The sequence below is a fragment of the Streptomyces rhizosphaerihabitans genome (genome assembly GCF_025399795.1).
Taxonomy (GTDB): Bacteria; Actinomycetota; Actinomycetes; order Streptomycetales; family Streptomycetaceae; genus Streptomyces; species Streptomyces rhizosphaerihabitans.
On record NZ_JAODTZ010000014.1, the window covers coordinates 58929 to 71015 of the forward strand.

A 12087-nucleotide genomic window follows, 5' to 3' on the forward strand; every position below is an offset into this window, starting at 1 on the left:
TGCATATCTCCACCCGACTGCTTTTCTAAGTCGCGAGACCCCCGCCACGCAACCCGATCATCGTGACAGTGACCTCCCCCACGGTCGCACGCCGAAACGTGCGCCGAAACACCTGTCCGCGGGATCTTCGCGGCCCCTGAACACCGTCGTTCATGTGAGCTGTCCGTTCGTGGCCCAGTTTCGCAGATGGCCGGAGGAAGGAACCCGTTTGTCGTACCGGGCTCCGTCACACCGGCTCCGCGATGGCCGGGATCATTCCTGTGTGGAGCCGTACGTCGGGTCGGCTTCATCCGTTCACGGTGCCCCGTTCTTCCCCTCACGGCTCCCCCGGACTTCCCCTCACGGCTCCCCGCAGCCCCTGGCCTACCCTGAGGAGGTCACTAGCCCCCCGGAGTCGGAGACGTCGCAGGTCATGACCGAACTGCCTTATCCCTATGCAGCCCCAGCCTCGCAGTCGCTGTTCGACCGTGCGACGGCCGTCACGCCAGGTGGCGTGAATTCTCCGGTGCGCGCCTTCCGCGCCGTGGGCGGTACGCCCCGGTTCATGGTGTCCGGTACCGGCCCGTATCTGACCGACGCCGACGGCCGTGAGTACGTCGACCTCGTCTGCTCCTGGGGTCCGATGATCCTCGGGCACTCCCACCCCGAGGTCATCGCCGCCGTTCAGGAGGCCGTCTCACGCGGTACGTCCTTCGGTACGCCCGGTGAGGGAGAGGTCGCCCTCGCCGAGGAGATCGTCGCCCGCGTCGAGCCCGTCGAGCAGGTCCGGCTCGTCTCCAGCGGCACCGAGGCGACCATGTCGGCCATCCGGCTGGCCCGCGGGTTCACCCGGCGGTCGAAGGTGATCAAGTTCGCCGGCTGCTACCACGGGCACGTCGACTCGCTGCTCGCCGCGGCGGGCAGCGGGCTGGCCACCTTCGCGCTGCCCGACACGCCCGGTGTCACCGGCGCCCAGGCCGCCGACACCATCGTCCTGCCCTACAACGATCTCGAAGCCGTGCAGGCCGCGTTCCACGCGCACCCCGGTGAGATCGCCTGTGTGATCACCGAGGCCTCGCCCGGCAACATGGGTGTGGTGCCTCCGGCGCCCGGCTTCAACCAGGGCCTCAAGGACGCCTGCGCGAAGAACGGCGCCCTTTTCATCTCCGACGAGGTCATGACCGGCTTCCGCACCAGCAGGGCCGGCTGGTACGGGATCGACGGCGTGCGCCCCGATCTGATGACCTTCGGCAAGGTGATGGGCGGCGGCTTCCCGGCCGCCGCGTTCGGTGGCCGTGAGGACGTCATGGCGCACCTTGCGCCGGCCGGACCGGTGTACCAGGCGGGCACGCTCTCGGGCAATCCCGTCGCCACCGCCGCCGGGCTCGCGCAGTTGCGGCTGCTCGACCAGGCCGCGTACGACAAGGTCGACGCGGTGTCGGAGCGGATCCGGACGCTGGTGGGCGAGGCGCTCACCAAGGAGGGTGTGACCCACCGCCTGCAGACCGCCTCCAACATGTTCTCCGTCTTCTTCACGGGGCGTGAGGTGCGCGACTACGAGGGTGCGAAGGCGCAGGAGTCCTTCCGCTACAACGCGTTCTTCCACTCGATGCTGGCGCAGGGCGTGTACCTGCCGCCGTCCTCGTTCGAGTCGTGGTTCGTGTCGACGGCCCACGACGACCAGGCGGTTCAGCGGATCGCCGACGCCCTTCCGGCGGCGGCGCGGGCAGCGGCGGAGGCCACGGCATGAGCGAGACCATCGGTACGACCGGCGACAACGGCAGCACCGGCAACGACGACATCACCGTCGTTCACCTGATGCGCCACGGCGAGGTCGCCAACCCGGACGGGGTGCTCTACGGGCGGCTGCCCGGCTACCACCTGTCCGAGCTCGGACGGCAGATGGCCGACCGGGTGGCCGAACACCTCACCTCGCGCGATGTCACGCATGTCGTGGCCTCGCCGCTGGAGCGGGCGCAGGAGACGGCCACGCCGATCGCGAAGGCCCACGGACTCGACCTGGCGACGGACGGGCGGCTCATCGAGGCCGACAACGTCTTCCAGGGCAAGACCTTCGGTGTCGGGGACGGCGCGCTGCGGCGGCCGGAGAACTGGAAGCACCTCGTCAACCCGTTCAAGCCGTCGTGGGGCGAGCCGTACGTCGACCAGGTCGTCCGGATGATGGGGGCGCTGGACGCAGCCAAGGACGCCGCGCGCGGCCACGAGGCGGTGCTGGTGAGCCATCAGCTGCCGATCTGGATCGTCCGCAGCTATGCGGAGAAGCGGCGGCTGTGGCACGACCCGCGCAAGCGGCAGTGCACCCTGGCGTCCCTGACGACCTTCACCTACCGCGGCGACAAGATCGTGTCCGTGGGCTACACCGAGCCCGCGCGCGATCTGGTTCCGGCTCATCTCCTCGCGGGCGCCAAGCCGGTGAAGGGAAAGACCAAGGCGTTCGGGGCCTGACGGGTAAAAGCGAAGAGTCGGGCCAAATGGGCGCATCTTCGTAAAATCATATAAATCTGCGCGCGTTAAACGGAACCCCCGTCTTCATCGCGCCCTCTCATGGGATACAAGCTGAGAGTCAGCTGAGAGGGTGCGATGAAAAGAGGACCGTATGCGCGACGTCAGCCGAAGGGGAATGATCGGCCTCGGTGCGGGTGCGGCGACAGCGCTCGGACTCGCCGCGTGCGGTACCACCTCGGGCAAGGAAGCCAAGCGGCATCCTGACCCTTCCGCCTCGGCCGGAACCGGCCGGCCCGGCGCCCCGAAGAAGCCGGCCGCGCGTCTCATCGGTGACGGGTCCACCGCCTACACCGGCAAGCAGCCGCGCCAGCCGGAGGCACCCGTACCGCTCGAACCCGGTGAGACCCCGCCGCAGTTCGTGGTCTTCTCCTGGGACGGCGCCGGAGAGGTCGGCACCGGTCTCTTCGACCGTTTCCTCCAGCTCGCCAAGCAGAACGACGCGCACATGACGTTCTTCCTCTCCGGGCTGTATCTGCTGCCCGAGTCGAAGAAGCGCGTGTACGACCCGCCGAACAACCCCCGCGGCGCCTCGGACATCGGATATCTCAGCGACGAGCACGTCCGCTCCACGCTGAAGCTGGTCCGTCAGGCCTGGCTCGACGGCCACGAGATCGGCACCCACTTCAACGGCCACTTCTGCGGCGGCTCCGGCTCGGTCGGCAACTGGACGTCCCGGCAGTGGCGCAGCGAGATCGACCAGGCCAAGTCCTTCGTCACCGAGTGGCGCACCAACACGGGCTGGACCGATCTGCCCCCGCTGCCCTTCGACTACGAGAAGGAACTCATCGGCGCCCGCACCCCGTGCCTGCTCGGCCAGAACAACCTGCTGCCCGCCGCCAAGGAGCTCGGCTGGCGTTACGACGCCTCCTCGCCCGGCGGTGTCCAGCGCTGGCCGCAGAAGAAGGAGGGGCTGTGGGACCTGCCGCTGCAGGCGATGCCCTTCCCCGGGCACCGCTTCGAGGTCCTCTCGATGGACTACAACATCCTCGCCAACCAGTCCGTCAACTCCACCCGGGCGCCCTCGTACAACTACCCGGGCTGGCGCACCCAGGCGGCAGAATCGTATGTCTCCGGATTCAAGCGGGCATACGAGACGAATCGTGCCCCCTTCTTCATCGGCAACCACTTCGAGGAGTGGAACGGCGGCATCTACATGGACGCCGTCGAGCACGTGTTCACCCACGTCGCCCGGGAGAAGGAGAAGGGCGCCGACGTGCGCATGGTCTCCTTCCGTCAGTTCGTGGACTGGCTGGATGTGCAGCGGCCCGAGGTGCTGGCGAAGCTCCAGTCGATGGACGTGGCGGAGCGGCCGGACGGAGGCTGGCACTCCTTCCTTCGGGGGCAGGCCGCCTGAAATGCGGGTTTCCACCCGCAAGGGGGGTGCGGAAGATCCCCGAAACGGGCATGCGAAACTTTTCACATGAGTGCCGCCTGCCGCGCAGACCAGCGCCCGAACCGCACCCGCGCCACCCTGTACACCGCAGGGGCCGCCGTCGCCGCGCTCGTCCTGTCCGCGTGCGGATCCGGCGGCACCTCCGGCGGCTCGGGCAACAGCAACTACGTCTCCGGCAAGGACGGCATCTCCACGGTCGCCAAGGGGTCCAGGGACGCCGTCCCGGACCTCTCCGGCAAGACCGTCGACGGCAAGCAGCTCGACGTCGCGGACTACAAGGGCAAGGTCGTCGTCCTCAACGTGTGGGGCTCCTGGTGCCCGCCGTGCCGCGCCGAGACGCCGAACTTCGTCAAGGTCGCCAAGGAGACCGCCGGACAGGGCGTGCAGTTCGTCGGCATCAACACGCGTGACGCCAGCACCGCACTGGCGAAGGCCTTCGAGACGGAGCAGAAGGTCACGTATCCCAGCCTGTACGACCCGACGGGCAAGCTGATGCTCCGCTTCAAGAAGGGCACGCTCAACCCGCAGACGATCCCCTCGACGCTCATCATCGACCGGGACGGGAAGATCGCGGCCCGCACGCTGCAGGCGCTCAGCGAAGACAAGCTGCACGAGATGCTCGACCCCATCCTCGCGGAGAAGTGACCGGCGTGTCCCTTCTCCTGGCGTCCACGAATCTCGCCGCCTCGACCGGCATGAACACCACGGTCTACAGCGGCGCCCTGCTGCTCGCGCTGCCGCTCGCCGTGCTCGGCGGGCTCGTCTCCTTCTTCTCGCCCTGCGTCCTGCCGCTCGTACCCGGCTATCTGTCGTACGTCACCGGAGTCAGCGGCACGGATCTGGCGGAGGCCAGACGGGGGCGGATGGTCGCGGGGGCCAGTCTGTTCGTGCTCGGCTTCACCGCCGTGTTCGTCTCCGGCGGGGCGCTGTTCGGGTACTTCGGCTCGACGCTGCACGAGTACAACGGCATCCTCAGCAAGATCCTCGGCGCGCTGATGATCGCGATGGGCGTGTTCTTCATGGGGCTGATGCCCTGGCTCACCCAGCGCGAGTTCCGCTTCCACCGGCGGCCGGTGACCGGGCTCGCCGGGGCGCCGATACTGGGCGCGCTCTTCGGCATCGGCTGGACGCCGTGTCTGGGCCCGACACTCACCTCCGTCAACATGCTCTCCATGGACCAGGCGAGCGCCGGGCGCGGGGCCATACTGACGGTCGCCTACTGCCTCGGACTGGGAGTGCCCTTCGTCCTCGCCGCGGTCGCCTTCCGCAAGGCGCTCGGCGCGTTCGGCTGGGTGAAGCGTCACTACGCCTGGGTGATGCGGATCGGCGGCGGAATGATGATCGTGACCGGGCTTCTCCTGCTGACCGGTGCCTGGGACGGCATCGTGCAGCAGGCGCAGACCTGGTCCGACGGCTTCACGGTAGGGATCTGATCCATGAGCACGACCGACACCGGCAACACGTCCGAGTCCGCCGCGACGCCGGAGGACGACGGCACGCCGGACCCGGCGAGCACCAAGCGGCACATCGGGGTGAGCGCCGACGGCGAACTCGGCGAGGCCGGGTCGCAGTTGTCCACCGCGCCCGTGGAGACGGCGGTGCCCGGCTCCTTCGGCGGCGCGCGCACCCCCGGCGCCCTGGGATGGATCGCCTGGACAGGCCGCGAGGTCACCGGCTGGGCCCGCTGGATCTGGCGCCAGCTCACGTCGATGCGGGTCGCGCTGATCCTGCTCTTCCTGCTGTCGCTCGGCGCCATCCCCGGATCGCTGATCCCGCAGTCCGGCACCGACGCGGCGAAGGTGCAGGAATTCAAGGACGCGCACAGCGTGCTCGGTCCGCTCTACGACCGGCTCGGCCTGTTCCATGTCTACAGCTCGGCGTGGTTCTCCGCGATCTACATCCTGCTGTTCATCTCGCTCATCGGCTGCATCGTGCCCCGCACCTGGCAGTTCGTCGGGCAGCTGCGCGGCCGTCCGCCGGGCGCCCCCAAGCGGCTCACCCGGCTGCCCGCGTACACGACCTGGCGCACCGCGGCGGAGCCCGAGCAGGTCCGCGAGATCGCGCTGAAGGTGCTCAAGGAGAAGCGGTTCCGGGCGCACGTCGACAAGGACGCCGTCGCCGCCGAGAAGGGCTACCTCCGCGAGACCGGCAACCTGCTCTTCCACATGGCGCTGATCGTGATGCTCGTCGCCTTCGCCTGGGGCCAGCTCTTCAAGTCCGAGGGCGACAAGCTGATCGTCGAGGGCGACGGCTTCTCCAACACACTGCTGTCCTACGACGACTTCAAGTCCGGCAACCTCTTCAGCACCGACGACCTGACGCCGTTCAGCTTCGACCTGAAGAACTTCACCGGCACCTACGAGCGGACCGGCCCCAACAAGGGCACGCCCCGCACGTACCAGGCGGCCGTCACCTACAGCGTCGGCGCCTACGGCAAAGACCGCAAGACGCTCGTCAAGGTCAACGAGCCGCTGGTGATCGGCGACACGAAGGTCTATCTCACCGCCCATGGCTACGCGCCCACCGTGACCGTCCGGGACGGCAAGGGCAACGTCGTCTTCCACGACGCCGTGCCCCTGCTGCCGCTCGACTCCAACGTCACCTCGCAGGGCGCCGTCAAGGTCATGGACGGCTACAGGAACGCGCAGGGCAAGAGCGAACAGCTCGGCTTCTCCGCCTTCTTCGTGCCGACCTTCGCCGGGGCGGGCAAGGGCGACATGTTCTCCCAGTTCCCCGCGCTCGACTACCCGGTGCTCGCGCTGAGCGGCTTCCACGGCAGCCTCGGGGTCGATGCGGGCCTGCCGCAGAACGTGTACCAGCTCGAGACCACCCACATGAAGCAGTTCAAGGACGCCAAGGGCGAGATCGTCAAGTCGCGGCTGCGGCCCGGCGAGACGATGACCCTGCCGGACGGCGCCGGTTCGATCACCTTCGACAAGGACATCAAGGAGTGGGCGAACTTCCAGGTCACCCAGCAGCCCGGCAGTGACTGGGCGCTGGCCGGGGCGTTCACCGCGATCTTCGGACTCGCCGGGTCGCTGTTCATCCAGCGCCGCCGGGTCTGGGTGCGGGCGACCACCGGCCCCGACGGTGTCACCGTCGTCGAGATGGCCGGGCTCGGCCGCAGCGAGTCCGCGAAGCTTCCCGAGGAGCTCGGCGACCTGGCCGCGCTCGTGCACGAACAGGCACCCACCAAGCCCGACGAAGACGCGGCACCCACCGACGCCGACGCCGAACCCCCCGTACCCGCCGCTGAAGGGTCCAAGAAGCAGTGACGCTCGCCACCGCACACGACCTGGGCGCCGTGACCGATCTGGCCACCGCGACCAACGAACACCTCGCCAACATCAGCAACACGCTGATCTACTCCGCGATGGCCGTCTACACCCTGGCCTTCTTCGCCTACATCGCCGAGTGGCTCTTCGGCAGCCGCAGCAAGGTCGCCCGCACCGCCAACGCGCTCACCGCGAACGGCGCGAAGACGGCGACGGCGGCCCCCGAGGTCACCGTGCAGAAGGCCGGCGGCACCGCCGTGCTGGAGCGGCCGAAGGTCGTCACCCGGTCCGCGGCGGGCGCGCGGGACGTGCCCGACGGGCCCGGTGCGCACGGCGGGGACGAGCAGGGCGACCTCTACGGGCGTATCGCCGTGTCCCTGAGCGTGCTGGCCTGGGCCGTCGAGGCGGCCGGTGTGGTCGCCCGCGCCATGTCGGTGGGGCGTGCCCCCTGGGGCAACATGTACGAGTTCAACATCACCTTCTCCACCGTCGCCGTCGCGGTCTTCCTCGTCCTGCTCGCGCTGAAGAAGGACGTCCGCTGGCTCGGCCTCCCGCTGATCACCACGGTCCTCCTCGATCTCGGTCTCGCGGTCACCGTCCTGTACACCGCGAGCGACCAACTGGTTCCCGCGCTGCACTCGTACTGGCTGTACATCCACGTGTCGACCGCGATCCTGTGCGGCGCCGTCTTCTACGTGGGCGCCGTCGGCACGATCCTGTACCTCTTCAAGGACTCCTACGAGAACAAGCTCGTGAACGGCGGACAGCCCGGCCGGTTCGCCACCTCCGTCATGGAGCGGCTGCCCGCCTCGGCCTCGCTCGACAAGTTCTCCTACCGCGTGAACGCCGCCGTCTTCCCGCTGTGGACGTTCACGATCATCGCGGGCGCGATCTGGGCGGGCGACGCCTGGGGCCGCTACTGGGGCTGGGACCCCAAGGAGACCTGGGCGTTCATCACCTGGGTCGCTTACGCCTGCCACCTGCACGCGCGGGCCACGGCCGGCTGGAAGGGCCGCAAGGCCGCCTACATCGCCCTGATCGCCTTCGGGTGCTGGCTGTTCAACTACTACGGTGTCAACATCTTCGTCGGCGGCAAGCACTCCTACGCGGGTGTCTGACCCGTCCGGACGCGCCAAGGCCGGCCCCGGTGACCTGTGTCACCGGGGCCGGCCTTCGTCGTACGCGCGTCGGCGGGACCTCTCGACGCACCGGCCACGCCCCCGAGTGCCCTCGCTCCGGTCCGCGGATTCGTCCAGGAGGAGGGGCACGGGGAGGGGTCACGAGGTGCGGGGCGCCGTCGGGGGCAGTGGTGGCAGCGAGACGAGCAGGGCCCGTGAGGACGGCGAGGTGCCGGGCCGCCAGCCGGTCTCCCGGGCCGCCTCGGGCAGGGCGAGCCGGCCCGCGTTGCGCAGCGCCGGATGCGCGTAGCCCCGTAGCGCGGCGAAGAACACGGCCTGGTCCCCGATGCCGTCGGCGCGGTCACGCAGGACCGGCTCCAGGAGCCCGAGGCCCGCGGGCTCCTGGACGTTGTCGATCAACAGGACCGGACGTCCGCGCCGCTGCGAGCGCTGCACCACCCCCGCGTACGCCTCGTCGAGGTCGGCCAGCAGCGCCCGTACGAGATGGCGTTCGGCGTGCCTGCGTGCGTCGCCGCCCGCCCGGAAGTGCCGGGCGAGCAGGATCAGTGCGAGTTTGGGGCTGCCCTGCGCGTTCGGGTAGTCCCGGTACCAGGTGGCGGCCCTGCGCAGCCGGCGGTGGGCCGGGGAGACGCCCTCCGTGAACGCCTCCAGGGTCGCCTCGATGATCGGCTCCACCACCGGACCCGTCCCGCTCATCGACGCGACGAGCCTGGAGATCACCTTGCTCATCCAGCGCCCCGCGAACCCCGGCAGCCAGGAGTCGGCCTCGTTGAGCAGCAGGATCCGCTCCGCCTCCAGGCGGATGCGCGGCACGTCGCGGTTGCCCCAGCCGCCCGCCGCCACGGCCAGCAGCCCCGACGACAGCCGCGGGAAGGCGATCCTTCCGGCGCCCTTGACCGGTTCGGCGAGCTGCTCCGCGGCCGTGGTGAGCGCCTGCCCGGCCGGCGACCAGGACTGCGCCGGACGTTCGGGAGGCGGCGCGGTGAACTGCCGTTCCTCGCCGTCGATCAGGGCGATGGGGGTGTGCCCGCGATAGGCGTCGCGCAGGGCGAGGAGCACGGCGGTCTTGCCCTGCCCCCGGCCGCCCGCGAAGACCACGAAAGGCGGCTCCACGGGGTGTTCGTACGGTGTGGTGCCGAGCTGGTGCGGACGCAGACCGACCAGTCGTGACGCGAGTCCGGGCGGATCGGTGTCGAACAGCGAACCCCGACTGTGCAGCTCTGTGTGCACCGCATCTCCCCCTGGTCCGCGGTCCGGTCCGAAGTGCTGCTGTGAGGTGTATCAACAACAAGTGAGGAAAGGTGAGTTGGTTCGGGATAGGCCGTTCGGCGTCCGCTCGGCGTCCGTTTGCTTACGGAAATGTTCCGCCGTTCAATCGACAGTGATCGAATCGAGCTTCTGGCGCAGATAGACATGGGAGTCGACGGGTTCGTACGTGACGCGGCCCACCGGGGCGGGCACCGACTCGACCCGGGTTCCCGGTGTGCACTCGCCGAAGTACACCAGCGAGATCAGCTCCTCGGTGGGCGCGTCGGCCGGTGGCGGCAGCACCCGGTGGCGTCCCGAGCGCCACCGGTCGCCGGTCCAACGGGCCATGAGATCACCGATGTTGATCGTGAACGCGGCCGGGTCGAAAGGCGCGTCCTGCCAGCCGTCCTCGTCCGTGAAGACCTGGAGCCCGCCCTTGCCGGACTGCCGGTCGAGGATGGTGACGGTGCCGAAGTCGGTGTGCGGTCCGATGCGGAACTGGCCCGGCCGCGGCTCGCCGACGACCTCCGTGCCCGGATACCAGTTGATGTTGAAGCCGTACGTCGGGTGGTCCATGTGCCGGGTGAAGAAGTCCGGTTGGAGGCCGAGCGCTTGGCCGAGCAGCTCCAGCAGCTGGTTCTCCAGCTCGCCCATCGCCGTCAGGTACTCCTCGCAGAGCTCGCGCAGTTCCGGGGTCTCGGCGGGCCAGACGTTGGGCGCGTACCACTCCGCGTCGGTCTCGGGGTCCTCGAACGGCTCGCGCGTCGCGAACGTCAGTGACTCCTTGAGGTCCGGCGGGGTCTCGGTGCCCTCGGAGTAGCCGTTGGCCTCGGCGCCCGGCCCGAGCCAGCCGCGCCCGCCGACGCGGGCGGCGTACGGCTGTTTCGTCCCGGCGGGCAGCACGAAGAAGGTGCGGGCGGCGTCCCTCAGGCGGCGGCGCAGTTCCGGGTCCACGCCGTGGCCGGTGACGAGCAGGAAGCCGGCGGTCCGCAGGGCGTCGTCGACGGTGCGGGCGACGGCGGCGCGGGCGTCGGGGTCCCCGGAGAGCCAGGGGCCCAGGTCGACGGTGGGGATGCGGGAAGCGGCAGGGGCGCCGGGACCGGTCGGGGCGACCGCCGCGCCGGGGTCGGTCGCCGTGCCTCGGCCGTCCCCGGCCGCGTCCGCGGGAGCGGCCGGGGACGTGGGCGCGGTGGCGTCCGCGGGAGTGCCCGGGTCCGCGGGAGTGCCCGGGTCCGTGGGCGCGGCCGGGTCCGTGGGGCCGCCCGGGTCCGTCGGAGCGGCTGTATCCGCGGGAATCGCCCCCGCCCTCGGGTCACTCACCGATGTCCTCGTTCCACAGCGCCGGGTTGTTCTTGATGAAGGTGCGCATCAACGCCGTGCACTCGGGATCGTCGAGCAGCACGATCTGTACGCCGTGCTCGGCGAGCCAGTCGTGGCCGCCGTGGAAGGTGGCCGCCTCGCCGACGACCACCCGGGAGATGCCGAACTGCCGGACCAGCCCGCTGCAGTACCAGCAGGGCGACAGGGTGGTCACCATGGTCGTACCGCGATACGTCCGCTGCCGTCCCGCGTCGCGGAAGGCGGCCGTCTCGCCGTGCGCCGAGGGATCGCCGTCCTGGACGCGGCGGTTGTGGCCGCGGCCGAGAAGGGTGCCGTCCGCGCCGTACAGCGCCGCCCCGATGGGGATACCGCCCTCGGCGAGCCCCATCGGGCCTCGGCCAGGGCGGTGGCGAGCCACGCGCGGGCCTGTGCCTGATCGATGCGCTCCATGGTCCCCACTCTCCCGCGGGACTCCAGTCCCGTGCGGCGGGAACACGAGGGCAACGCGGGGAAGCACCCTCCTGCCGCGCGGGGTTCGCCCCGAGGCGGCGCGGATCAGCCGCTCTCCGGCCTGCGGGCCAGGATGAAGGCCTGGGGGGTGTTCTCCTGGGTCTCGGCCTCGCGGACGAGGCGGGTGACCTCGAACAGGCCCGCGTTCCGCAGGAGTTCGGCGACCCGCTCGGGCGGGAAGCGGTGGACGTCGAGGTCGACGTCATGGCCGTACGCGTGCTCCAGGCGGACGCGTTCGGCACCGACCTTGAAGGCGATGAGCAGATGGCCGCCGGGGGCGAGGACACGGTGGAACTCGGCGAACATCACGGGCAGTTCGTCGATCGGCGTGTGCACGGTGGAGTACCAGACGAGGGCTCCGGCGAGCGTGCCGTCCCCGAGGTCGAGGCCGGTCATCGTGCCGACCTCGAACCGCAGATGGGGATGGGCCTTGCGGGCCACCGCCACCATCTCCGGAGACAGATCGATCCCGAACGCGTCCAGCCCGAGCTTCTCCAGATGGATGGTCACCCGCCCCGGCCCGCACCCGAGGTCCGCCACGGCCCCGCCCCCGTCGGCCCGCACCCGCTCGGCGAACGCGGCCAGCATCGCGATGTCCAGCGGTCTGCCCAACTGGTCCTTGAGCAGCTCGGCGTAGCTCGCGGCGACGGTGTCGTAGGAGGCGCGGGTGGCGTGGAGGCGAGTCGTCATGGCGGTG

General features: G+C 69.9%; 10 protein-coding genes and 1 pseudogene. 7 read left to right on the forward strand and 4 right to left on the reverse strand.

The window, feature by feature from the left end; translation table 11 throughout:
- Positions 1 to 412 precede the first annotated feature (412 nt).
- The 7 genes from hemL to ccsB all read left to right on the forward strand — a co-directional run bounded on the left by hemL (position 413) and on the right by ccsB (position 8291).
- Positions 413 to 1729, forward strand: a complete 1317-nt coding sequence (gene hemL, locus N4G66_RS16405) for a glutamate-1-semialdehyde 2,1-aminomutase (protein WP_261704846.1) — start codon at positions 413 to 415, stop codon at positions 1727 to 1729.
- Positions 1726 to 2445, forward strand: coding sequence for a histidine phosphatase family protein (locus N4G66_RS16410; protein ID WP_261704847.1), 720 nt, complete (start codon positions 1726 to 1728; stop codon positions 2443 to 2445). The genes hemL and N4G66_RS16410 overlap by 4 nt, the downstream gene beginning before the upstream one ends.
- A 151-nt stretch (positions 2446 to 2596) precedes the next feature.
- Positions 2597 to 3859, forward strand: coding sequence for a hypothetical protein (locus tag N4G66_RS16415; RefSeq protein ID WP_261704848.1), 1263 nt, complete (start codon positions 2597 to 2599; stop codon positions 3857 to 3859).
- 66 nt (positions 3860 to 3925) lie between these two features.
- On the forward strand, positions 3926 to 4543 hold the full coding sequence (locus tag N4G66_RS16420) for a TlpA family protein disulfide reductase (protein ID WP_261704849.1): 618 nt from the start codon (positions 3926 to 3928) through the stop codon (positions 4541 to 4543).
- Positions 4544 to 4593: 50 nt separating this feature from the next.
- Positions 4594 to 5331 (forward strand): cytochrome c biogenesis CcdA family protein, encoded by a 738-nt coding sequence (locus N4G66_RS16425; protein WP_261704955.1) that lies wholly within the window; start codon positions 4594 to 4596, stop codon positions 5329 to 5331.
- Positions 5332 to 5334: 3 nt separating this feature from the next.
- Positions 5335 to 7173, forward strand: coding sequence for a cytochrome c biogenesis protein ResB (gene resB / locus N4G66_RS16430; protein WP_261704850.1), 1839 nt, complete (start codon positions 5335 to 5337; stop codon positions 7171 to 7173).
- Positions 7170 to 8291 (forward strand): c-type cytochrome biogenesis protein CcsB, encoded by a 1122-nt coding sequence (gene ccsB / locus N4G66_RS16435; protein WP_261704851.1) that lies wholly within the window; start codon positions 7170 to 7172, stop codon positions 8289 to 8291. The genes resB and ccsB overlap by 4 nt, the downstream gene beginning before the upstream one ends.
- Before the next feature lie 159 nt (positions 8292 to 8450).
- Here the strand turns inward: ccsB and N4G66_RS16440 are convergent, their stop codons facing one another.
- The 4 genes and pseudogenes from N4G66_RS16440 to N4G66_RS16455 all read right to left on the reverse strand — a co-directional run bounded on the left by N4G66_RS16440 (position 8451) and on the right by N4G66_RS16455 (position 12080).
- Entirely contained in the window at positions 8451 to 9542 is a 1092-nt protein-coding gene (locus tag N4G66_RS16440; RefSeq protein WP_261704852.1) for a hypothetical protein, read from the reverse strand.
- A gap of 141 nt (positions 9543 to 9683) precedes the next feature.
- Entirely contained in the window at positions 9684 to 10634 is a 951-nt protein-coding gene (locus N4G66_RS16445) for an isopenicillin N synthase family dioxygenase (protein WP_261704956.1), read from the reverse strand.
- Between the two features lie 238 nt (positions 10635 to 10872).
- Positions 10873 to 11330 (reverse strand): annotated as a pseudogene (locus N4G66_RS16450) (nucleoside deaminase).
- Between the two features lie 105 nt (positions 11331 to 11435).
- Positions 11436 to 12080: a class I SAM-dependent DNA methyltransferase gene (locus tag N4G66_RS16455; protein WP_261704853.1), complete on the reverse strand. Its 645-nt coding sequence runs from the start codon at positions 12078 to 12080 to the stop codon at positions 11436 to 11438.
- Positions 12081 to 12087: the final 7 nt, after the last annotated feature.